We start from the raw sequence: 23,945 nt of genomic DNA, 5'->3' as shown, positions 1-23,945 counted from the left end.
TTTACTGACGGAATCGGAAGAGGTCATCTGGCTTCTTCAGAAGTGTCATGTCCTGATGGATAGAATTATGTAAGAATACATGGAAAATTGACAATAAAAAATGGCATATGAAGATGATAGACCATAATCATTTCATATGCCATCTTATTTTGGGGACATTTACTGAATATCCCTAATGAAATTTTCATAAAAACGGCGGAAGGGTTTTCCTTTCCGCCGTTTTTTTATGTCTCGAAGTCAGCTCTGCAACCGGCCGTTTTCTTGTCGGATGATTTCCTCCGACAGTAGATAGGAAACGACTTTGGTAAGTTGCTCTTCTGGCACATCTTCCATTCGGGTCTTCAGTTCTTGCAAGGAAAGAGATTCCATTTCCAGCAGCGAGCGTATCTGGCGACTGATTTCGTCAAACTGGCTTTGTCGCAGTCCGGAATGGTGGTGCTGGAGGCATACATCACATTGTCCGCAGTTGTGTTCGTTTTTTTCTCCAAAATAATGCAGCAGCATGCGGCTCCGGCATTTGTTTTCGCTTTCTGCATATTCAATCATGGCTTCGATACGTCGGCGATAACTTTCTTTCCGGTCTTCGTATACCTCTCTGCTCAGATAAATGCGATCGGTTTCCTGCCGTTCACGGGTGTAGATAATATAAGGTGTCTTTTTCCCGGGAATATAGTGGAGAATGTGCTGTCTGGTGAGAAAGAGAAGGGTTTCGTAAATCTGTTGCCGACTCAATCCCGAACGGTTAGAGAGAAGTTCCTCATTAATGTAGGCATAGTCGGTAAACAGTCCGGTGTATGTCCGCAGCAGGATGCGGAGGAGTTTTTCCGTATCTTCATTCTGTTCATGGATGCGGTACAATTCCTCTTTGGTGATAGTGAACATGATCCGTGAAGCGTTGTCCTGTTCGTCTGTGTATTCCAGGTAGCCGGCGCGGGTCAGGATTTTCAAGGCACTGTCGGTCTGTACGGGAAAATGCTTGAAGTTGTGGCAGAATTCATCCAAGTTAAAGGCAAAGGTACATCCTAAGCCGTCTCCCATGGCCATCTGGTAGTAGAAATTGATGTCTTCGTACACTTTTCGGATATAGTCTTTCTCAGGAAAAGTATCACTGATTCGTTGTTTGAGAGTGATTTTATCGCGGGGACAGAACAGCAATACTGCGTACGCTTTCAGTCCGTCACGTCCGGCTCTTCCGGCTTCCTGAAAATAGGCTTCGGGAGAATCAGGTACGTCGGCATGAATCACCAGACGTACATCGGGTTTGTCAATACCCATTCCGAAAGCGTTGGTGGCTACCATCACGCGGTATTCCCCTTTCAGCCAGGCTTTTTGCCGTAAGTCCTTGGTATCGTCGCTGAGTCCGGCATGGTAGAAAGTAGCCGTGATGTGATTCCGATTGAGGAGTTGGGCAATTTCTTTGGTTTTTCTCCGGTTGCGGGTGTATACGATACTGGAACCGTTGACCCGTTGCAGGATATGCAACATCTCGCCGTCTTTGTCTTCGGTATGTCGGACAATATAGGCCAGGTTCTTCCGTTCGAAACTCATGCGGAACACATTCTCTTGCCGGAATTGAAGGCGTTCTTGAATGTCCTTGACCACTTCCGGAGTGGCAGTAGCCGTCAGGGCAATGACGGGAACGCCTGGAAGCAATTGTCGTATTTCCGCGATTTTCAGATAGGCCGGTCGGAAATCGTATCCCCATTGAGAAATACAATGTGACTCATCGACCGTGATGAGGCTCACCTGCATGCTGCGGAGTTTAATCTGAAAAATTTCCGTGCCCAATCTTTCTGGGGAAATATAGAGAAACTTGTAATTGCCGAAGATGCAGTTTTCCAAGGCAATCAGAATCTCTTCGCGCGTCATGCCGGAATAGACAGCCGTGGCCTTGATTCCTCGTTCGCGTAAGTTGCGTACCTGGTCTTTCATCAGGGCAATCAGAGGGGTAATGACCAGGCACAATCCTTCCTGTGCGAGGGCCGGCACCTGGAAAGTAATGGATTTACCTCCTCCTGTGGGCATGAGCCCCAAGGTGTCACGGCCTTCACCGACGCTGCGGATAATATCTTCCTGTATTCCACGGAAGTGGTCGTATCCCCAGTATTGTTTCAGGATTTTCAGATAGTCAGGCATGTGAAATCAACTGCGGCTGGGCTTGATGTCTTCTATCTGCAACTGAATCTCCCCTCGCTTGTGGGTGTTTTCTTCAATCGTGTAGCAGATATTAAACGACTGTTTGGTCTTGATGTAGCGGACTTGCGAACTTTGTCCGAAAGCGATTCCGTTCATGACGTTGTTCGATTTGTTGTCTACCAGCTCCAGCTTGATATGCTCTTGGTCCCGACCCACTACCTTGCTGGTACCGTAGTCGTAGACATTTAGCGTGGCAAAGATCGGCTTATGATTCTCCGGACCAAACGGATTGAACTTCTTCAAGTCGAAGAAGAATTTCGGGGTGATGTCCCTGAAATCCAACTGTGCATCAATCTGAATGGTAGCATTGGTCTGTTCCGGAAGAATATGGTTGGTGACATATTCTTCAAACCGACGGGTGAATTCCGGCACATTTTCCACTTTCATGGAGAGACCAGCCGCATAGGTATGACCGCCAAAGTTTTCCAACAGGTCCCGACAATATTCGATGGCTTTGTATACGTCGAAACCGGATACAGATCGGGCAGAACCAGTCGCCAAGTTGTCGGTACGTGTCAGTACAACGGCTGGGCGGTAATAGATTTCCGTCAGTCGGGAAGCCACGATGCCGATAACTCCTTTGTGCCAGTCTTCATTGAAGATGACAATAGAACGTCTTTCGGATAAGTCAGACAGGTTGTCGACAATTTTGTTGGCTTCTTCCGTCATGCTCTTATCCAAATCTTTTCGGGTTTCATTGTAGCTGTTGATGCGGTTGGCTTTCTTCAGTGCGGCAGCAAAATCTTTTTCAATCAACAGGTCTACGGCTTCTTTTCCGTTTTGGATTCGTCCTGATGCATTGATGCGCGGTCCGATTTTGAAGACAATGTCGCTGATGGTGAGTTCTCTTTCGGCCAGTCCGCATACGTCAATAATGGCTTTCAGTCCGATGCTCGGATTGGCGTTGAGCTGTCGGAGCCCGTGATAGGCCAGAATACGGTTTTCACCCATAATGGGTACAATATCAGAAGCAATACTTACCGCCACCAGGTCGAGGAGGGGAGTCAGCTGATGGAATTCAATGCCGTTGTTCTGGGCAAAAGCTTGCATGAACTTGAATCCTACTCCGCATCCGGAAAGATGCTCGTACGGGTAAGTGGAATCAAAGCGTTTGGCATTCAGGATGGCTACGGCTGGGGGAAGTACTTCATCGGGTACGTGATGGTCGCAGATGATGAAATCAATGCCTTTTTCTTTGGCATAAGTGATTTCCTCAACTGCCTTTATTCCACAATCCAGCACGATGACCAGTTTGACACCTGTTTCATACGCATAGTCTACTCCTTTTTTTGACACACCATATCCTTCGTTGTATCGGTCGGGAATATAGTAGTCTATGTTCGAATAGAACTGTTGTAGAAACTTGAAAACAAGGGCGACGGCGGTTGTTCCGTCGACGTCATAATCTCCATACACTAAGATTCGCTCCTTTCTTCCCATCGCCTGATTCAGCCTTTCCACGGCCACATCCATGTCTTTCATCAGGAAGGGGTCGTGCAGGTCGTTCAGTTGTGGGCGAAAGAACCGTTTGGCCTCGGCAGCTGTGTGTATGCCTCTTTCTTGCAGCAACTTGCACAAGATAGGACTGATTCCTATTTCTTTGGCGAGGGCTCTAGCTGCTTCTCTTTCTTGAAGTGTAGGAGGTTGATAGTTCCATTTGTAGTTCATTTATATATGTTTTTTCTTTTTTTCTGCTAACCAAGACCTTGCGTTGTTCCCGGCAGAGGATACGAGTATGCTTGCTGTCGGATTTTTATTGGCAAAGCCTTTTGTCGGGAAAATCAGCTTTCTCGACTTCAATCCGTAAAATTAGTAAAAAGAAAGAAAAAAGCGGCTCATTCCTTCTTAAATTTATGGAATGAGCCGCTTATTATTTATAATTAGTCTATATACTAATATCTTATAATCCTAATTTCTTAGCGATGTCTGCCGGAATGGTTTTCTTGTGGACCAAGATGTTCATGGTTTTGTATTTGACAAATGCTTTAGAAGCGTACCAGATACCTTTGTATTTTCCGCTCAAGCCCCATGAGTTCTTTACCATATAGTATTCTTTTCCGTTCTGGTCTTTTGCGATACCATAGATAAGCATACCGTGATCGTCTGTCGTTTCCCAGTTGTCGAAGGCAGTCTGACGCATTTCCTGAGTGACATTGATTTCAGGAAGAGGTTTGCTGGTCAGCTCTTTGCGTTTGTCTGATTTGCTCAGTCCCAGCCAGCGTGCCATGTCGGAACCGGTCAGTTCTGCGCCTTTTGCTACGTCCGGGCATACAGCTACACCATCGCGGGTAAATCCTTCTTCACTGACGTCTGCACCCCAAGCAAAAGTGTATCCATTGTTGATGGCGTTGTCCATTACTTCCATCAGTTCATCGATTGGAAGGTTATATGACAAAGCGTTGCGCCAGTTGTCCTGTACCTCGATGCTGAACGGCTGGTAGAAAGGATGGTGTGTGAATGAAGTCAGTGATACATAGTCGTCCATGTTCAATCCTAATACTTCATCAGCAAATGTTCTCGGGGTATAAGTTTTGCCTTTGTAGGTAAATTCTTTCGGGCATTCTCCCAGGTAAGTATCATAAATGGCGGTTACACCTTTTTTCCATACCGGAGTCAGTTTGCTTCGTTTCCCTTTTCCGATGGCTTCTACGTAAGCACCTGCTACTGCATCCAGTTCGTTGTGGTTAGGAAGAGAGTCTCCGTATTGGATACCCGGCATGATATCCTGTGGTACCATACCATAGTTTTTGTAGCAATATACGATGTCTTCAAAGCTTCCGCCCGGAGAGAATGAAGCGTCGCCGTGATAACGTACATAGTTTACGGCACGGTCTTCCATTGTTTTGTGTACCACAAACATTTCAGACAGGTCGAATTCTCCCTTTCCGGTGCGGAGGAGTTCAGATTCCAAGAAGCCGATGCTGGAGAATGACCAGCAAGTACCAGACTGATTCTGGTTCTTTATAGAAGTAATAGGGTTTTCTTTTACAGTGGTGAAAGTGAATCCCTCTTCCGCCTTGTCTTTCTTAGGACCTTTGGCATACATGCTTCCGAAACAGAGTCCTGCGGCGGCCAATAAAATAAGTTTGTTCATTGTTTGATAAAATATTATAGGTTAATAAATCATTTATTCATTCATTATCGCTTCCACTTCCTCGAAGGTGATAGGAATATGCTTTTCGCCTAAGAATCTAGAACCGTTATCTGTAATCAGAATATCGTCTTCCAGACGGATACCACCAAAATCTTTGTATTTCTCGATGGCTTCGAAGTTCAGGAAGTCGGTATGCAGTTTTTCTGCTTTCCACTTGTCGATGAGGGCCGGAATGAAATAGCATCCGGGCTCGTCGGTGATGACAAATCCTTTTTGTAAACGTCGTCCCATACGGAGAGAAGCCAGTCCGAACTGAGTGGAAGGTTGAACTTCATCGTCATAACCCACGTAGCACTGACCCAAATCTTCCATGTCGTGTACGTCCAGTCCCATCATGTGTCCCAGTCCGTGGGGAAGGAACAAGGCATGCGCTCCTGCGGCTACGGCATCTTCAACATTTCCTTTCATCAGGCCCAGTTCCTTTAAACCGTTGGCCAGTACCTTGCAAACTTCCAGGTGTACAGACTTGTAAGTTACTCCCGGACGAGCCAGTTCCAGTGCCTTGTCGTGGCAAGCTAATACGATGCCATACACATCTCGCTGACGGCTGGTGAATTTTCCGCCTACTGGGATGGTACGAGTATGGTCAGAGCAATAATAGTTCATCAGTTCAGCACCTGCATCGGTCAGCATCATCCGGCCTTCCTGCAAAATATGACTGTGGTCATGGTTGTGGAGTGTCTGTCCGTTTTGGGTCAATATGGTAGCGAAAGATACCATACGTCCGTAAGACGAGGCAATTCCGTCGAGTACGCCGGCGATGTATTGTTCTGATACGCCCGGTTTGCACAGGCGCATGGCTGCTGTATGCATTTCATATCCCACGTTGCAGGCTTTGTCGATTTCTGCAATTTCGCAATCTTCCTTTGCGGCCCGCAGTGAGATAACTGCCTTGATGAGCTCGAGCGACGCATGATGTTTGGTCATGGAAGCTTTGATCCCCGTCAGCTCTTCCAACAGTAGCATGTTGTCGTAGCGGTAAGGCGGGAGAAAATGAATGGCTCTTTTTTGGGCAATAGCTTTTCCTACAAAATCTCTCAGCTTGTCGAACGGGAAGCTTTTTTCAACTCCTACCTGTGCTGCCAGTTCCTGTACGCTGGGCTGGGGACCCATCCAGATGATGTCGTCCATGTCCACATCATTGCCAAAAAAGTATTCCGTTCCGTTGTCAATGTCAATGATACCCGCATAGCCCGGGTGAGAATGTCCGAAAAAGTAGACGAACGAGCTGTCTTGACGGAATTTATATGTGTTGTCAGGATAATTGGCGGGTGCTTCGTTGTTCCCAAGAATGAGGATGATGCCGTTGCTCATTTTGTCTCTTAGAGCTTTCCGGCGTTTCTGATAAGTAAGCGAATCAAACATATTCATTTCATTTTAATATCACATCTGTGAAAATTATGTTGCAAATGTAGTAAATAAAATAGAAAAAATGGCGTAAATGTATTGGAAAAACATATATTTGCAAATCCAAGGTTACTTTAAAAAAGCGACGTATGAAACTAGACTTTGAAAAAACAGGATTGGTTTTAGAGGGTGGAGGCATGCGTGGTGTGTTCACGTGCGGAGTGCTGGATTTCATGATGGATCGTCATTTGGAATTTCCCTATGTGATTGGTGTTTCTGCTGGGGCGTGTAATGGTTTGTCTTACATGTCACATCAGCGTGGTCGTGCTAAGTTCAGTAATATTGATATGATGGCACAGTATCATTATATTGGGCTGAAATATTTATGGTATCAGCATAGTATACTGGATCAGCACTTGCTTTATGATTTATTCCCCAGTCAGATTGCACCTTTTGACTATGAGGCCTATTTTAATAATCCGGCGAGGTTTGAGATGGTCACCACCAATTGTGTGACGGGAAGGGCTTGTTATTTGGAAGAAAAGAAGGAGCGAGACAGGGTGCGGTTGGTAGATATCGCCAAAGCTTCCAGCAGCTTGCCCTACGTGTGTCCTATTGCCTATGTAGACGGTCGGCCGATGTTGGATGGAGGAATTGTCGATTCTATTCCGGTACTGCGTGCGATTTCGCAAGGATATGAACGGAATGTGGTGGTGTTGACTCGTAACAGAGGATACCGAAAGTCAGAGAAAGACATTCGTGTGCCTCGTTTCATCTATCGTCGTTATCCTCGGTTGCGTCTGGTACTCAGCAAACGGTGTGCTGCATACAATGAACAGTTGGACTTAGTAGAAAAGTTAGAGGATGAAGGACGTATCATCGTCATTCGTCCAGAAAAGAAAGTGGTGGTAAACCGGATAGAGAAAGATGTGAAGAAATTATCCGATTTGTATGAAGAAGGTTATGCGTGTGCAGAAAAAGTGCTGCTACCTTTTTTGGAAGAAGAAACGAAATAAGAGTGTTGGTATGAAATAAAAAACCGGAATCTTTTGATTCCGGTTTTTTATTGTGGATTTTATTTGGCGAAGCTGACCGCACGAGTTTCACGGATGACTGTGATTTTTACTTGTCCCGGATAAGTCATTTCGTCTTGAATTTTCTTGGCAATTTCTGTGGACAGGCTTTCTGTCTGTTTGTCGTCAATCTTGTCTGCCCCTACGATGACACGGAGTTCACGACCGGCTTGGATAGCATAAGTCTTGGTAACTCCCGGATAAGACATCGCAAGTTGTTCAAGGTCGTTCAAACGTTTGATATAAGCTTCCACAATTTCACGGCGTGCACCCGGACGGGCTCCGGAGATGGCATCGCAGACTTGTACGATAGGAGCCAGCAGACTGGTCATTTCCACTTCATCGTGGTGAGCTCCGATAGCGTTACAGATATCGGGTTTTTCTTTGTATTTTTCTGCCAGTTTCATACCTAACAATGCGTGTGGCAATTCGGGTTCTTCATCAGGTACCTTGCCAATATCATGCAACAGACCGGCGCGTTTTGCTTTCTTCGGGTTCAATCCCAGTTCTGAGGCCATTACCGCACATAAGTTGGCTGTTTCACGGGCATGTTGCAACAAGTTTTGTCCGTAAGAAGAACGGTATTTCATCTTACCGATGATACGAATCAGTTCCGGATGCAGGCCGTGGATACCTAAGTCGATGGTAGTACGTTTACCTGTTTCAATAATTTCGTCTTCTACTTGCTTGCGTACTTTAGCTACTACTTCTTCGATACGGGCCGGGTGGATACGTCCGTCGGTTACCAGCTGGTGCAAAGCCAGACGAGCAATTTCACGGCGAACCGGGTCGAAGGCAGAAAGTACGATGGCTTCCGGAGTATCATCCACTACGATTTCCACACCGGTTGCAGCTTCCAATGCACGGATGTTACGGCCTTCACGTCCAATGATACGTCCTTTGATTTCATCTGATTCTATATGGAATACAGTGACGGAATTTTCAATGGCAGTTTCAGTAGCTACTCGTTGGATAGATTGAATCACGATACGTTTCGCTTCACGGTTAGCGGTCAGTTTAGCGTCGTCCATGATATCATTAATATAAGACTGGGCCTGTGTTTTGGCTTCTTCTTTCAACGATTCTACCAAACGTTCCTTTGCTTCTTCTGCAGAGAGTCCGGAAATCGTTTCCAGTTTTTCTCTTTCCTGAGACTGTAGGTTGTCCAGTTCTTCTTTTTTCTTTTCAATGATTACCAGCTGTGCGTCGAGATTTTCTTTAATGGCTTCTGTTTCGTTGCGTTTGCGCTGGAGTTCTTCGTTTTTCTGGTTGAGCACCATTTCACGTTGTTTCAGCTTGTTTTCTGCCTGTTGGATTTTTTGGTTCCGCTGAGCAACTTCTTTTTCCAGATCCGCTTTTTTATTCAAGAATTTCTCTTTCACTTCCAGAAGCTTGTTTTTCTTGATTACCTCAGCCTCTGTTTCGGCTTCCTTAATAATGGTGTCATATTTCGTCTTCAAGCCGTACTTAAAGAATCCATACGACAATGCACCCCCCACCAGGAAGGCCACAATCGCTAGTATTACTGTCGTCAACATTATAATTAATTTAAATATATAAATAAAAAACGCATAAACTTTTCCGTTGGAATTCCTTCGGTACAAGCTTATGCGTGAAATTAGCTTTAATAATATTTCTATCTCTCTATAAACCTTTGTCCTGACTTTGTTGGATGCATCGTTCGATATCCTCGTTCAGTTCTTTTATTTTTTCCATATACGGACGGGTATCATTCCGGTCTTTCATGGAAGTATTTTCATACGCTAAATCGAGTGCCACCATCTTCCAGTGTTGTATGCTGTTGAATTCAGGAAATGCACTGCGGTATTTATTCAGTTTATAGTTAATCTGTCTGGCAGCTTCTCGATACCCTTCCTCTTCCGACGGGAATATAGATACGGGATAACGTTCGTTGTCAATTAGTAGATTAAATCTCTTTTTTTCGTCCATAAAAGTATATACTTCACCGTTTTGTCTTATTCATTCAGCAAAGCGATGCATTTATCGACTTCACGCACAAGTTTTGCCAGTCTTTGTTTGGTATCTCGGAGGTCATTGTCGTTGATACTGAGAATACGGGCATTTTTCAAATTGATATACTTGGTTTCCAATTCTTTTAAACTGTCTTTCAGTTCGTTTATTTCAGCATTTTTTGCGTCAAGCTCTTTCCTTAATGAAAGATTTTCTTTTTCCAATCCTTCGTGAAGAAACAGCAATTGTCGTAGCTTGCCTTCGAAAGTATGCAACAGTTTTTTGTCCTCTTCCGTCATCCGTATATCAAAAAAGTATATACAAATATACTGTATTGGTTGGAATTTCAAAAATATTTGTTGCGGATTTTATTAAAATTTGTGAGATTGAGTGGTTACGCAAATCTTTGCATGCGATTTTTTTTCTGTCTGATAATTCTTTTTACCTTTGTGATTGCATTGAGGTGACATTAGATGCGGAGTTTTTAATCTTTTAAAAATTAAATTGTTATGTATACTGTTATTAAGCGGATGGAGATTTCTGCCTCGCATCGTTTGGAACTTTCTTACGAAAGCAAGTGTGAGAACTTGCATGGTCACAATTGGATTATCACCGTCTATTGTCAGTCGGAACAGTTGAATGAAGACGGGATGGTAGTTGACTTTACCCATATTAAGAATGTGGTGAAAGGGCAGTTAGACCATAAAAACTTGAATGATGTGCTGCCTTGCAATCCGACTGCTGAGAATATCGCCCGGTGGATTTGTGAACAAGTGCCTCATTGTGTGAAAGTAGAAGTCTGTGAATCGGAAGGAAATACTGTGATTTATGAGAAAGATTAATGAGATTTTCTACAGTCTCCAAGGGGAAGGGTTTCATGCGGGTACTCCAGCCGTGTTTATCCGTTTTTCTGGGTGTAATTTGAAATGTGATTTTTGCGATACGCAGCATGAGCAAGGTATCCTGATGTCGGACGAAGATATTTTGGCGGAAGTTAGACGTTATCCTTGTCGGATGGTGATTTTGACAGGAGGAGAGCCAGGCTTATGGATTGATGATTGTTTAGTGGAGGCGTTGCACGAAGCCGGTAAATATGTTTGTATTGAAACCAATGGCACTTGTGTGCTTCCTAAGGCGATTGACTGGGTGACTTGTTCGCCTAAGCAAGAGTCTAAATTGCGAGTGGAACGGGTGGATGAAATAAAGATTGTTTATCAAGGTCAGGACGTAGAACCTTATTTGCAGATTCCGGCTTCTGCCTATTTTTTGCAGCCTTGTTCATGCATGAATACTTCGGAAGTGGTAGATTACATTAAGTTACATCCCGTTTGGCGTTTGAGTTTGCAGATTCATAAATTGATTGCGATTCCTTAATATCTTCATGCAAAATGTAAGAATATGCAGTTTTCCCTTTTTTTGATGTTTTTTAACAACTATCTCAGAGAGATTTGTTAATAAATCTATTTTCCAAATGGCTTGAGATGCTTTTGAACAATAAAAAAGATACTCCTGCTAATCACTATTAGCAGGAGTATCACAACACAAAAACTAAACTAGACTTAACTAAACTATTCTAAAGGAAGTTTCACAACTTCCGCTTTTATTATGTACGCTACAAATATAGGATTTAGATTTGTTGTAACCAAAGAAAATCGATAAAAAATTGAATTGTTTCAGAAAAAAATGTTGGAAATACAACAAATTTTCAAATAGTATGTTTATTAACATAATTTTGGAGGTCCTGCTTGTAGCTGTCCGATATCGGAATGTAGTCCTTTCCAAAAACAATTCTTCCTTTTTCTATAATTTTTATTTTTTGTTTTTGCACTATGAAAGACCGATGGATACGGATAAACCGGTTGGCAGGTAGTTTGTCTTCCATCATTTTCATGCTGACCAATGACAAGATAGGGCGTGGATTGTCTTCGAGATGAATCTTTATGTAATCTTTCAGCCCTTCAATATAGAGAATCTTATCCAGTTCAATTTGAATCAGCTTATAGTCACTCTTAACATAGATGTATTTCTGATCGTCGGATGATTGTACTTCGTTGGAAGCATTTTCTGCTTTCTGGCAGAGTTCAAACCATTGCACGGCTTTGTTGACGGCTGTCATAAAATCCGAGTAGCTGATGGGTTTGAGCAGATAGTCGAGCGCATTGACTTTATATCCGTCCAAGGCATACTGTCCGAAAGCAGTTGTAAATATGATGCGGGTGGTATTTGGAATAATTTTAGAAAATTCAAGTCCGTTCAGTTCCGGCATCTGAATATCCAGAAAGATGAGGTCTACCGGATGTTCAGTCAGAAGTTCCATGGCCTGAATGGCGCTGGAGTATGCTCCACACAGTTCCAGTGAGGGGGTTTTCTTTACATAGCTTTCCAGCAATCCGAGAGCCAGCGGCTCATCATCTATAATGGCGCATTTGATTGTCATGGTATGGTTTGTTTATTGTTAGTGTCAGGAATGTCAATAGTGAGTATTGAACTGTATTCTTTTTGGTCAGGGCTGACTTGTTGCTGCCATTCATAATGGCCGGCGTACAGCAATTCCAGTCTTTTGCGTACTTGTTCCAGTCCGATACCCGATCCGCTCTTGTCGGTAGCATTCTTAGGATAGTTGCTATTGCGTATTATGCAGTGGATTTTATCTTCTTTTTCCACCAGAGTAATGTCAATGAAACTTGGACTGGTGGGAGATACTCCATGCTTGAAAGCGTTTTCAATCAGTGAAATGAACAGCAGGGGAGCTACCGGACTCTGACTGTCCGGACGAATCTGGAAATGGGTACTGATTTTCACTTGCGAGGAAACCCGGATGCGCATCAGTTCAATGTAGTTTCGAATGAAGTCTACCTCTTTGTTCAAAGGAACAAATGTTTCCTGGTTGTCATACAGTACATAGCGTAATAATTTACTGAGTTCTTGAATGGCTTGTTGGGCTTTTTCTGTATCGAATGCAGTAAGCGCATAGATATTATTCAAGGTATTCAGCAGGAAATGAGGATTCAACTGGTTACGCAGATTCTTGAGTTCGGCCTCCGTACGGCTTTTTACGGCTTCACGGCGTGCCAGTTCTGTGGCACTCCAGCGAAGACTCATCCGGATGGCCACACTCAGTCCTACCATAAAAATCATGCTGGTGATGTCTCTTATATAAAAGATGTATTGGGGTGGCAGATAAGGACGAGGGCGTACGGGTGGGGGAAATGCCATCACGTTGTGCCAGTAGCGCAATCCAATGGAAACTATAAAAATGAGTGCAATGTTCAGTAGAATGAACCGTCCGATATGGTCTTTAAAAAGTATGGTAGGAATTAAAATCAAATAGTTGATATAGAAAATGACAAAGAAGGAAAGAGAGACTCCAGAATGATTGATGAATTCCTTCCAGTTAATGTTTCCATTGTCGTGCTGCGTAAAAAATAACGGAAATCCGAAAAATAATCCCCAGCATATGGTGTGGATGGTCAGTTCTAATAGGTATTGTTTGTTATGAGTGAGGTGTGTCATACAGATAGGTTTAAAGCAAAGATACGATTTTTTAAGAAAAGTCCGGCCGTCGCATGCAGTAAATACGTTGAATTATTTATTGCAGAGATAGACGGCCGGACAGGAAACCAAAGTTATGAAGAACAAAGTAGTTCCGTTATGTTTTATTCATAGCGCAGTGCTTCAATCGGATCCAGGTCGGCGGCTTTCTTGGCCGGATACCATCCGAAGAACACACCGGTAAGGGTACATACTGCGAATGACAGCAATACACTCCATGGCTGGATGAATACAGGCCAATGGGCAACCGTCTTGATGACGAAGCTGGCTCCACAGCCCAGAATCACTCCAATCAATCCTCCTGTAATACTGATCAGGATGGATTCTATCAGGAATTGTGACAGGATGTCTACTCCTCTTGCACCCACAGACATACGAAGGCCGATTTCACGGGTACGTTCGGTGACACTGACATACATGATGTTCATGATACCGATACCTCCTACTACCAAAGAGATTCCTGCGATGCAGGCCAGCAAGGTGGTCATCAAGTCGGTAGTGGTATTCAGCATGGAACTGAGTTCCTGTTGCGTACGGATAGTGAAATCATCATCGTCTGTTTCTTTCAGTTTATGTTCACGGCGTAAGATAGTGGTGATTTCGTCTACGGCTTCTTCCGTCATGTCTTCCGTCAGAGCGGAGGCAAAGATACCACTCAGGTAGGTCTGGGCCAGCAGACGTTTCATTACCGTGCTGTAAGGAGCCAGTACCACGTCATCTTGGTCCATACCCATGGAGTTGTATCCTTTTGATTTGAGCACCCCGATGACACGGAGGGGAACCTGGTTGCAGCGGATAATCTTTCCAATCGGGTCTTGTCCGTCGGGGAACAGGTTGTCTACAATGGTTTTACCAATGACACACACTTTTGCTGCCGTGCGGATATCTTCTTCTGTAAACATGTCTCCTTGTTCCACGGTCAGCTGACGGATGGTCAGATAGCCGAGGCTGACTCCACTCACTGAAGACGGGTAGTTGTTGGAACCGGAAATCAGCTGTCCGGAAGCCGAAACGTCCGGGCTGATAGCCGACAAGTACATACATTCATCGCGTAAGGTCTCATAATTTTCCAGTTTCAGGGTTTGCATGCTCGATGGGTCCTGACGGACACCTCCTCGCATTTCGGCTCCCGGGTGGACCATAATCATGTTGGAGCCCATTTCGGAGATTTGTTTTTGGATGCTCCGTTTGGAGCCTTGTCCGATGGCCAGCATGGCAATGACGGAAGCTACTCCGATAATGATTCCTAACATGGTCAGAAAAGCACGTAGCTTATTATTGGCCAATGCCCGGAAAGCTATTTTAAAAAGGTTTGTTCCATTCATAAGTCATCTCGATAAATTGTCAATCATCATCGTTTTTCGGCAGGGCAGCCAGTGCTTCCGCAGCCGAAAGAATATGGGGGTTGGTTACGTCTTCAATGACATGTCCGTCGCGCAGTCGGATGTTGCGGCTGCTGTATTGTGACAAATCCGGATTATGTGTCACGAAGATGATGGTACGTCCTTCCTGGTGAAGTTTCTGGAAGAGGACCAGAATTTCGAAAGAAGTACGTGTGTCCAGGTTACCGGTCGCTTCATCGGCCAGGATGACCGCCGGATTGTTGACCAGTGCACGTGCAATGGCTACACGTTGCATCTGTCCACCGGACATCTGGTTAGATTTGTGTTCCAAACGGTCAGCCAGTCCCACTGCAGTCAGGGCTTCTATGGCTCGGCGGCGACGTTCAGCGGCACTGACAGCACTGTTGTACATCAGCGGGAGTTCTACATTCTCTACGGCTGTCGTTTTTGGCAGCAGGTTGTAGTTCTGGAATACGAATCCGATTTTCCGGTTCCGTAGTACCGCTCTTTGCGGTTTGCTCATCGTACGTACGGATACCCCGTCAAGAAGGTATTCCCCACTGGTCGGCGTGTCCAGACATCCCAATGTGTTCAGAAGGGTAGACTTACCGGAACCGGATGTACCCATGATGGTCACGAATTCTCCTTCCTGAATGCTGAACGAGATACCGCGCAACGCATGTACCGTTTCGTCTCCTACTTGGAAGTTCCGTTTGATATTTTGTAATTCTATGACAGTCTTTTTCATGACAGTATCTCCTTATTTTTGTTTCTTCTTGTCATTTCCCGGAGGGCCTGGCATGAAGGGGCTTCTTTCTCCGTCGGCAGAAGCTTCAGGAGCTGCATTTGCAAATCCTTTCAATACCGTTTCTGTGACAATCGGAGTACCTTCGCTGATACCTTCCAGGATTTCCGTGTGGCTTCCGTCGCTCAGACCGATTTTTACAGGGTGTGCTGTGAAACCGTTGGCATCCATGGTCCATACTTTGTGTTCACCTTCACAGTCAGTGATGGTCTTTTTGCCGATTAGATTTTTTTCTGGAGTGAAGCGTAATGCTTTGTTGGGAACCACGAGTACATTGTCACGTGTATCCGTATAGATGGTTACATTGGCGGTCAGTCTTGGTTTCAGCTTCAGGTCCGGATTGTCGGCAGTAATAACTACCTCATAAGTGACTACCGTTTCGCTGCTGGTACTGGTACTGCTGGAGCTGCTGCTGTTGGCACTGCCCAGTCGGATTTGGTGAACTCGTCCTTCAAACACATCATTCGGATAGGCATCTACGGTGAATGTGACTCTGGCACTGTCTCTCACTCCGGCAATATCAGCTTCGTCCACATCGGCCACTACCTGCATCTTGGTCAAATCGGCAGCGATAGTAAACAGGGTCGGTGTTTCGAAACCAGATGCCACGGTCTGTCCTTCTTCTACGTCCTTACTGGTGACAATACCATTGATTGGAGAGGTGATGGTAGCGTAAGAAAGGTTTCGTTCTGCCTTTGAAAGAGCGGCCTGACTTTGTTCGAATGTACTCTTGGCACGTTCGTAGTCATAGGTACTTTGCTCGTAGTCGGTTTCACTAATCAGTTGCTTTTCATGTAGCTTTTTGTTTCTCTCGTATAGTTTCTTTTGGTAATCGTATTCGGCTTTTGCACCGTCGTATGTAGCTTGCGCTGATTGTAAATCACTGAGCAGGGTCACTCTATCCATCTCGGCTATCACTTCCCCTTCTTTTACTACCGAATTATAATCTACGTATATTTTATCAATGATACCTGATACCTGTGTACCGACTTCCACTTCAGTGACAGGTTCGATGGTTCCTGTGGCTGTAATGGAATTGCTGATATTACCTTTTGCTACTGTTTCGGTGACGAAGTCTACTTTGCCTTGTGCGCTCTTCTTGCCAAAAATCCAGTATCCTGCCACAGCCAGTACAATTACGACGCCGGCTGTGATAATTATTTTTTTCTTGTTCATATTGTTAGGTTATTATAATTCAATGTCTTTTCCTGCATAAAAATCAAGTAGTGTACGGTTCAATATCGCCATATATTTGGCCTGAATCCGCTGCTGCTGTGCGCTGAGCAGGTTGTTTTTTTCTGTCAGTAGTTCTACGGTATTCTTCATACCCAGTTTGAACTGTTCGTTGACCATATCGAAGCTGGTTTGGCTACTTTTCAGTTTCACTTCGGCTGCTGCATATTGTTGTTGTGCATTCAGTGCGTCCAGCCAGATGGTCTCGATATCCGTGTACAATCCTTTCTGCTTGTCCTGAAGATTCAGTAAAGAGGAATTGTATTGGAACTGTGCTTTTTCTACCGCACTTTTGGTTTGGCGGTTGTTGAAAATCGGTACGCTGATGTTCAATCCAATCATGTTGTTCCAGCCATATTTCATTTGCTGTGCCCAGTTGTTCTGGCTGGAGTTGTTGGTCATACTGGAGGTAGAGGCCGACAGACTGATGGTCGGGAAATAGCCGCTCTTTGCAGAAGAAATGGCCAGCTTGGCATTGTCAATGCTCAGTTTGCTGCTCTGTATTTCCGGACGGTTGGCCAGGGCTGTTTGGTAAACATCTTCCTGACTTGGAAGCAGCTGCATTACTTTGGCGTCATCCAGTACCGGAAGTTCCAGTTCCATTTCGGCGGTACCGTCCAGTTCCAGCATCTGTTTCAGCTGAAGCTTGTAGTTTCGCAGTGAACTTTCGGAAGTCACCAGCTGATACTCGTCGTTTCCAACTTGTGATTCCAGCTGTGCCAGATCTGCTTTGGAGATGCTGCCTTGGTTGAACAGTTCCTTGGCCCGTTCATAAGTGGCTTTGCTCACTTCCAATGTCCCTTTGTTGATGTTGACCGATTCGTCTGCATAAAGAATCTGCAAGAAAAGTTTTGTAATCTCTTCTTTGAGAGTATTCTCGGTTTCTGCCACACTCAGTTCGGCTATTTCCTGATTTTTCTTTTGCTGTTTGATGTTGTTCAGGCGTTGTCCTCCGTTCCAAAGTGTCCATTGTGCGTTCAGGCTGTAACTGCCGTTGTAGGTGGTTTTGTTGTTACTGCTGATAATTTCCGTTCCACTTACAGTGGCACTGTTCTGTTGGTAAGGACGGTTCACCACATTCTGTCCGGTGTTGAATGAAAGGCTTGGGAAGAGTGCAGCCTTTGCCGTTTTCACATCCACTTCGCTTTCCTGTAAGGAAATTTTATTTTGCTGCAGTTGGATGTTTTTCTCCAGTGCATAATTTATGCAGTCATCGAGCGACCAGGTTTGTTTCTCCTGGGCATTGGCTGACAGGAAAGTCGCAAATGCGGTGAAGAAAATGAGTTCTCTTTTTTTCATAATTCATTGAATTTTTACATTGCAAATGTATTCCTTTATATATAGAAGCGCAAAACAGATAGATTTTTCCACAGAATATCTCGATAAACTCTTGTTTTTTCCCGATAAAGCATTTACTTTGTAATCATTATAAAACTACATTATGATTAAAAACACTATCATTCGAATTTTTCATTTTTACCGTGACGGTTTTCGGGAGATGACCATTGGCCGTACGTTGTGGGCCATTATCCTGATTAAACTGTTTGTCATGTTCTTCATCTTGAAGTTGTTTTTCTTTCCTTCGTTCCGGAGTGGAAAGAGTGAGACGGAAAAGCAGGACTATGTGGGAGTGGAACTGACCGACCGGATGGCAGAATAATTATACCTTATTATATTAACCGATAAAGTAATTTTTTTATGCTTGAAACAATCGACACTTCGATGATTGACTGGTCGAGGGCACAATTTGCCTTGACGGCCATTTACCATTGGTTGTTTGTGCCATTGACATTGGGCTTGGCCGTGATTATGGCAACTATGGAGACACTGTATGTGCGTACGGGTAATGAATTCTGGAAACGCACTGCAAAGTTTTGGATGAAACTTTTTGGAATTAATTTTGCCATCGGTGTGGCTACCGGTTTGATTCTGGAATTCCAGTTTGGTACCAACTGGAGTAATTATTCCTGGTTTGTGGGAGATATTTTTGGAGCCCCGCTGGCCATTGAAGGTATTCTTGCCTTCTTTATGGAAGCTACCTTTGTGGCTGTAATGTTTTTTGGCTGGCACAAGGTGAGCAAGGGATTCCATTTGGCATCTACTTGGCTGACCGGATTAGGAGCCACGATTTCTGCTTGGTGGATTCTGGTAGCCAATTCTTGGATGCAATATCCCGTGGGAATGGAATTCAATCCGGAAACCATGCGTAATGAAATGGTCGATTTCATGGCTGTGGCGTTCTCTCCGGTAGCTGTGGTGAAATTCTTCCATACCGTGTTGAGCAGCTGGATGGTAGGAGCGGCTTTTGTCATCGGTATCAGTGCCTGGTATCTGATTCGTAAGCGTGAAAAAGAGTTTGCCCTGGCCAGCATGAAGGTGGCGGCTGCCATTGGACTGTTTGCTGCTTTGGTGACTGCCGGAACGGGTGACAAGTCTGCTTATCAGGTGGCACAGGTACAGCCAATGAAACTGGCTGCCATGGAGGCACTCTATGAAGGAGGCACGCACGAACCGCTTACAGTGGTCGGTGCCATCAAAATTCCGGAAATGCTTTCTTTCCTGGCTACCCACAGCACTTCGGGCTATGTGCCGGGTATCAATGATTTGCAGAACGGTGGCTATACGTTGCCGGACGGCTCTACCGCACTTTCGGCTGAAGAAAAAATGGCCAACGGGAAGAAAGCCATTACAGCCTTGGCCGATTTCCGCAGAGCCAAGCAGCAAGGTGATGAATCGGCCATGCAGATTGCCCGCAGCGCGTTGGATGAATACATGCCTTATTTTGGTTACGGATATATTCAGGATAAAGATACTTTGGTTCCTCATGTCGGATTGTTGTTCTGGTCATTCCGGGTGATGGTCGGCTTGGGAATGTATTTCATCCTGTTCTTCCTGGTAATCCTGATCTTGGTTTGGAAGAAACAGTTGGCTAAGCTGAACTGGTTGCATTGGATTGCCTTGTGGAGTATTCCGTTGGCTTACATTGCCAGTCAGGCCGGATGGATTGTGGCCGAGATGGGACGTCAGCCCTGGACCATTCAGGACTTGTTGCCCGTCAATGCGGCTGTCTCAAAACTGGAAACTGGTTCTGTACAGACCACATTCTTTATTTTCCTTGTGATGTTTACCGTACTGCTGATTGCGGAAATCGGCATCATGGTGAAAGCCATCCGTAAAGGACCGGATGAAAAATAAACTAACCGATACATTATCTTAAAACCGAAAAAATATGGATTCAACTTATATATTCTTGCAGCATTACTGGTGGTTTCTGGTCTCTCTGCTGGGTGCCTTGCTGGTATTTTTGCTGTTTGTGCAGGGAGGAAACTCTTTGTTGTATTGCCTGGGACGTACAGAAGACGAACGTACTTTGCTTGTGAACTCCACGGGCCGTAAATGGGAATTTACCTTCACGACACTGGTTACTTTTGGAGGAGCCTTTTTTGCTTCTTTCCCTTTGTTCTACAGTACCAGCTTCGGAGGGGCGTACTGGTTGTGGATGATCATCCTTTTCAGCTTTGTGCTTCAGGCGGTGTCTTATGAGTTTCAGTCGAAATTGGGCAACTGGTTGGGCAAACGCACTTATCAGTTCTTCCTGGTGTTGAACGGAGTGGTCGGTCCGCTGTTGCTGGGGGCAGCCGTAGCAACTTTCTTCAACGGCTCCAATTTCGTGGTGAGCAAGGGCAACCTGACCGACGAGATGATGCCGGTTATCAGTCATTGGGGAAACGGTTGGCATGGACTGGATGCTTTTGGCGACCCTTGGAACTTGGTATTGGGATTTGCCGTGCTGTTCCTTGCCCGTTTGTTGGGGAACCTGTATTTCATCAACAATATCCGTTATGAAGAACTGAATGCTCGTTTCCGCCGGCAGCTGATTGCGGATGTAGTGCCTTTCCTGGTATTTTTCCTGGCATTTGTCATCCGTACGCTGTTGAAAGACGGCTTTGCGGTGAACCCGGACAACGGACTGATTGTGATGGAACCGTTCAAGTATTTCCATAATCTGATAGAAATGCCGTATCTGCTCGTCCTGTTCCTGATAGGAGTGGTAGGTGTTTTGTATGGAATCGGCAAGAGCATTTTCTGCAAGACCTATACTCGCGGCATCTGGTTTGCCGGAATCGGTACGGTATTGACCGTATTGGCCTTGCTGTTAGTGGTTGGCTATAACCATACGGCTTATTATCCGTCTACCGCCGACTTGCAGAGTTCACTGACCATTGCCAACAGCTGCTCCAGCCAATTTACGTTGAAAACCATGGCCTATGTGTCTATCTTGGTTCCGTTTGTACTGGCTTATATCATCTATGCATGGCGGGCTATCGACCGCAAGCCGTTGACCATGAAGGAAGTGAAGGAAGACGATCATAGCTATTGATCTGTTAAGAGATTCTTTTTATATTAGGAACCGTTGTCTGATTATGGAATGATCGGGCAACGGTTTTGTGCTTGAAAAAACGCAAGTACGTTTGACTCAAAACGCAAGTGCATTTGACTTAAAACGTAAGTGCGTTTTGAGCAAAACTCTTTGGCGTTTTAGGGAAAACGCAAGTGCGTTTTGGGAGAGGCCTTTTAATAGTTACATTTCTCTACCTTTTGTGTCCTTTTTTCTCCGTTTTTTCAAAATTTACTGGCTATTTTTGTGTATTATATAATTTAGCATCTTATAAAATCTCATGAAAAAACTATTCTTGTTGATTGTGCTTTTCATTTCTGTGGGGACTGGAATGGGGGCACAGAATTTTCCAAAAGTGATTTTCCCCGGAGATTATCCGGATCCGTCCATCCTGCGTGACGGTAAGGATTATTACATTACGCATTCACCTTTTTATTATGCGCCGGGTTTCCTTATTTGGCATTCCACTGATTTGATGAACTGGGAGCCGGTATGTCGGGCTTTGCCGGAGTATGAGGGCTCTGCGATGGCTCCTGATTTGTTGAAATATCAGAACCGATATTATATTTATTATCCTACGTCTGCGGGAGAGATTTATGTGATTTATGCGGACGATATTCGTGGCCCGTGGAGTAAGCCGGTGAAACTGGCATTGAAAGGAATAGACCCCGGCCATGTGGTGGGAGAGGACGGGAAACGTTATCTGTTTACCAACAACGGATGGATCACTCCTTTAAGTGAAGACGGGTTGAAAGTCACCGGGCCGAGCCGCGAAGTGTACGATGGATGGGAATATCCGGCCAACTGGGTTACGGAAGGAAAGGATAGGTATTTGGAATCTCCTAAGCTGATTCGTAAAGACGGGTACTATTACATGATGTCGGCAGAGGGGGGTACCGCCGGTCCAGCCACCAGTCACATGTGTGTGGTGGCCCGTTCCAAGTCGGTATTCGGTCCTTGGGAAAATTCCCCGTATAATCCAATTGTGCATACATATAGTGCCAGCGAGAATTGGTGGTCAAAGGGACATGGAACACTTATCGATGATGTGAACGGTAACTGGTGGTTAGTATATCATGCGTACGCTAACGGGTATCATACGCTGGGGCGCTCTACCTTGATGGAACCGATAGAATGGACCTCCGACGGATGGTGTCGTACGACGCAGGAGGCTGACTGGTTGGGCAAAAGCAGACAACCGGAGTGGAAGATGAAGATTTCGGATGATTTCAGCGGGTCGGAATTGGGATTGCAGTGGACCTTCTGGAAAGAATATGCGCCGAAAGCACTGACATTCGCCGATGGAGAAATGCAGGTAAAAGCCAAGGGACATACTCCGGCAGATGGTCGTTTGCTTTTGACTACGGCCGTGGATAAATGTTATGAAACGGAAGTGGAGATAGCATTGGGCAGTGGCAACACGGGAGGACTGTTGCTTTTCTACAATGAGGAAGCCTATGCCGGTGTGACATCCGATGGAAAGAACTTCACGGTTTACCGGGGAGAGGAAAGGCCTTTGACGCTGCCTAACCGGATGGGAAAACACTTCTGGGTGAAACTGTTGAATCAGGGTAACCGCGTGAAAATGTCGGTCAGTGCGGATGGAAAGACTTGGGAAGTGCTGGCCGAGAATGTGGATGTATCCCGTTTGAACCATAATGTATATAAAGGTTTCTATGCCTTGCGTCCGGCACTCTTTGCTGCCGGAAAAGGAAAGGTGGGGTTCCGTGATTTCCGCTATCGTAATGCCATACCGGAAGAAAAAGATATGGCAGCCTACCTCATGGTTTTCCATCGGGATGAAACGCATGGCCTGTATATGGCGATAAGCCGTGACGGATATACCTTTACTGCTGTCAATAACGGGGAACCTGTGCTGGCCGGCGATACGATAGCTTATCAGCATGGAATTCGTGACCCTCACATTTTTCGCGGACCGGACGGAGCCTTTTATCTGGCAATGACCGATTTACACGTATTTGGGGTGCGTGACGGTTATCGTACTACGGAATGGGAACGAGGAGCGGAATACGGATGGGGAAACAACCGGGGACTGGTGCTGATGAAGTCGTGGGATTTGATTCACTGGAACCGGGCGAATATCCGTTTTGATCGGCTTTCTGCCGGATTGAGCGAAATTGGTTGCGCGTGGGCACCTGAGGTGGCTTACGACGACCAGAAAGGACGTCTGATGATTTATTATACCATGCGTTTCAAGAATGAGGCCAATAAATTGTATTATGTGTATGTGAACGATGATTTCAACAAGATAGAAAGCACTCCACAAATTTTGTTTGAGTATCCGATGGACGGGGTGTCGGCCATTGATGGCGACATCACGAAGGTGGGCGACAAGTATCATCTGTTTTATGTGGCACACGATGGCGTGGGCGGCATTAAGCAGGCCGTGTCCGACCGGATGGACGGAGGTTATGTGTACGATGCCCGTTGGTATGACTTTGAGCCGAAGGCCTGTGAGGCCCCCAATGTATGGAAACGGATTGGAGAGAACAAGTGGGTGCTGATGTATGATATTTTCAGCATTACTCCTCATAACTTTGGGTTTGCAGAAACCACCGATTTTGTGCATTTCAAGAACTTGGGCCATTTCAATGAGGGCGTGATGAAAACCACGAATTACACTTCTCCCAAGCATGGAGCTGTGATTCATCTGACCAAAGAAGAGGCGGATAACCTGGAGAAATACTGGAAAGAGCATCAGCGGAATTATGACCGCCAGTCATTGCGGAAGCAGCTGTTGACGGAGAAGGCTGAATAGTTCTCATTGAAATATACGTCAATGACTTGACTACATAATTAAAAGGGCGGGGAAAGAGGATTGTTTTTCCATCTTTCCCCGCCTGATTTTTAG

Annotated in this window: 20 protein-coding genes; 7 read left to right on the top strand and 13 right to left on the bottom strand. The window is 45.2% G+C overall.

All coding sequences use genetic code 11. From position 1 onward, the window contains the following. Positions 1-237: 237 nt before the first annotated feature. The 4 genes from RDP42_RS07565 to RDP42_RS07550 form a co-directional block, all read right to left on the bottom strand. The gene (locus RDP42_RS07565) at positions 238-2,136 is read right to left on the bottom strand and encodes an ATP-dependent DNA helicase RecQ (RefSeq protein WP_308763198.1); all 1,899 of its coding nucleotides are present in this window, start codon (positions 2,134-2,136) and stop codon (positions 238-240) included. A 6-nt stretch (positions 2,137-2,142) separates the two neighbouring features. Further along, positions 2,143-3,864 carry a single-stranded-DNA-specific exonuclease RecJ gene (gene recJ / locus RDP42_RS07560; RefSeq protein ID WP_204474919.1) on the bottom strand — a complete coding sequence of 574 codons (1,722 nt, stop codon included), beginning with the start codon at positions 3,862-3,864 and terminating at the stop codon, positions 2,143-2,145. A gap of 232 nt (positions 3,865-4,096) precedes the next feature. Then, entirely contained in the window at positions 4,097-5,290 is a 1,194-nt protein-coding gene (locus tag RDP42_RS07555) for a C1 family peptidase (protein WP_308763197.1), read from the bottom strand. A 33-nt stretch (positions 5,291-5,323) separates the two neighbouring features. After that, on the bottom strand, positions 5,324-6,715 hold the full coding sequence (locus RDP42_RS07550) for an aminopeptidase P family protein (RefSeq protein WP_204478514.1): 1,392 nt from the start codon (positions 6,713-6,715) through the stop codon (positions 5,324-5,326). Between the two features lie 131 nt (positions 6,716-6,846). On the opposite strand from RDP42_RS07550, the gene RDP42_RS07545 reads away from it, so the two are divergent. Beyond that, a complete protein-coding gene (locus RDP42_RS07545) occupies positions 6,847-7,713 on the top strand; it encodes a patatin family protein (protein ID WP_308763196.1) in 867 nt (288 codons plus the stop codon). Between the two features lie 59 nt (positions 7,714-7,772). Here RDP42_RS07545 and rny read toward each other — a convergent pair whose 3' ends face one another. The 3 genes from rny to RDP42_RS07530 all read right to left on the bottom strand — a co-directional run bounded on the left by rny (position 7,773) and on the right by RDP42_RS07530 (position 10,040). Further along, positions 7,773-9,308 (bottom strand): ribonuclease Y, encoded by a 1,536-nt coding sequence (gene rny, locus RDP42_RS07540; protein ID WP_204474926.1) that lies wholly within the window; start codon positions 9,306-9,308, stop codon positions 7,773-7,775. A 106-nt stretch (positions 9,309-9,414) separates the two neighbouring features. Beyond that, positions 9,415-9,720, bottom strand: coding sequence for a cell division protein ZapA (locus RDP42_RS07535; protein WP_204474927.1), 306 nt, complete (start codon positions 9,718-9,720; stop codon positions 9,415-9,417). Between the two features lie 26 nt (positions 9,721-9,746). Further along, the gene (locus RDP42_RS07530) at positions 9,747-10,040 is read right to left on the bottom strand and encodes a hypothetical protein (protein WP_204474928.1); all 294 of its coding nucleotides are present in this window, start codon (positions 10,038-10,040) and stop codon (positions 9,747-9,749) included. A gap of 210 nt (positions 10,041-10,250) precedes the next feature. Here RDP42_RS07530 and queD point away from each other — a divergent pair, with 210 nt between their 5' ends. Together queD and RDP42_RS07520 are read left to right on the top strand one after the other, a co-directional pair. After that, the gene (queD, locus tag RDP42_RS07525; RefSeq protein ID WP_308763195.1) at positions 10,251-10,583 is read left to right on the top strand and encodes a 6-carboxytetrahydropterin synthase QueD; all 333 of its coding nucleotides are present in this window, start codon (positions 10,251-10,253) and stop codon (positions 10,581-10,583) included. Further along, positions 10,570-11,115 (top strand): 7-carboxy-7-deazaguanine synthase QueE, encoded by a 546-nt coding sequence (locus tag RDP42_RS07520; RefSeq protein ID WP_308763194.1) that lies wholly within the window; start codon positions 10,570-10,572, stop codon positions 11,113-11,115. The genes queD and RDP42_RS07520 overlap by 14 nt, the downstream gene beginning before the upstream one ends. Positions 11,116-11,446: 331 nt before the next feature. Here RDP42_RS07520 and RDP42_RS07515 read toward each other — a convergent pair whose 3' ends face one another. The 6 genes from RDP42_RS07515 to RDP42_RS07490 all read right to left on the bottom strand — a co-directional run bounded on the left by RDP42_RS07515 (position 11,447) and on the right by RDP42_RS07490 (position 17,973). After that, positions 11,447-12,178 carry a LytTR family DNA-binding domain-containing protein gene (locus tag RDP42_RS07515; RefSeq protein WP_308763193.1) on the bottom strand — a complete coding sequence of 244 codons (732 nt, stop codon included), beginning with the start codon at positions 12,176-12,178 and terminating at the stop codon, positions 11,447-11,449. Continuing rightward, on the bottom strand, positions 12,175-13,254 hold the full coding sequence (locus RDP42_RS07510) for a sensor histidine kinase (RefSeq protein WP_308763192.1): 1,080 nt from the start codon (positions 13,252-13,254) through the stop codon (positions 12,175-12,177). Before RDP42_RS07510 ends, RDP42_RS07515 begins: the two co-directional genes overlap by 4 nt. Positions 13,255-13,397: 143 nt before the next feature. Further along, positions 13,398-14,618: an ABC transporter permease gene (locus tag RDP42_RS07505; RefSeq protein WP_303915429.1), complete on the bottom strand. Its 1,221-nt coding sequence runs from the start codon at positions 14,616-14,618 to the stop codon at positions 13,398-13,400. Between the two features lie 19 nt (positions 14,619-14,637). Beyond that, a complete protein-coding gene (locus RDP42_RS07500; protein ID WP_308763191.1) occupies positions 14,638-15,384 on the bottom strand; it encodes an ABC transporter ATP-binding protein in 747 nt (248 codons plus the stop codon). Between the two features lie 12 nt (positions 15,385-15,396). Further along, positions 15,397-16,617, bottom strand: a complete 1,221-nt coding sequence (locus tag RDP42_RS07495) for an efflux RND transporter periplasmic adaptor subunit (protein WP_308763190.1) — start codon at positions 16,615-16,617, stop codon at positions 15,397-15,399. A gap of 12 nt (positions 16,618-16,629) precedes the next feature. Then, entirely contained in the window at positions 16,630-17,973 is a 1,344-nt protein-coding gene (locus tag RDP42_RS07490; RefSeq protein WP_308763189.1) for a TolC family protein, read from the bottom strand. Between the two features lie 142 nt (positions 17,974-18,115). On the opposite strand from RDP42_RS07490, the gene RDP42_RS07485 reads away from it, so the two are divergent. From RDP42_RS07485 to RDP42_RS07470, 4 genes are all read left to right on the top strand, one after another. Then, positions 18,116-18,334 carry a DUF4492 domain-containing protein gene (locus RDP42_RS07485; RefSeq protein WP_308763188.1) on the top strand — a complete coding sequence of 73 codons (219 nt, stop codon included), beginning with the start codon at positions 18,116-18,118 and terminating at the stop codon, positions 18,332-18,334. A gap of 38 nt (positions 18,335-18,372) precedes the next feature. Further along, positions 18,373-19,869, top strand: coding sequence for a cytochrome ubiquinol oxidase subunit I (locus RDP42_RS07480; RefSeq protein ID WP_204474939.1), 1,497 nt, complete (start codon positions 18,373-18,375; stop codon positions 19,867-19,869). 34 nt (positions 19,870-19,903) lie between these two features. Further along, positions 19,904-21,055 carry a cytochrome d ubiquinol oxidase subunit II gene (cydB, locus tag RDP42_RS07475; RefSeq protein ID WP_308763187.1) on the top strand — a complete coding sequence of 384 codons (1,152 nt, stop codon included), beginning with the start codon at positions 19,904-19,906 and terminating at the stop codon, positions 21,053-21,055. Positions 21,056-21,353: 298 nt separating this feature from the next. Beyond that, positions 21,354-23,852, top strand: coding sequence for a family 43 glycosylhydrolase (locus tag RDP42_RS07470; protein ID WP_308763186.1), 2,499 nt, complete (start codon positions 21,354-21,356; stop codon positions 23,850-23,852). Positions 23,853-23,945: the final 93 nt, after the last annotated feature.

Source organism: uncultured Bacteroides sp., assembly GCF_902472605.1.
Taxonomy (GTDB): Bacteria; Bacteroidota; Bacteroidia; order Bacteroidales; family Bacteroidaceae; genus Phocaeicola.
This window is presented reverse-complemented; position numbering and strand designations above follow the sequence as displayed.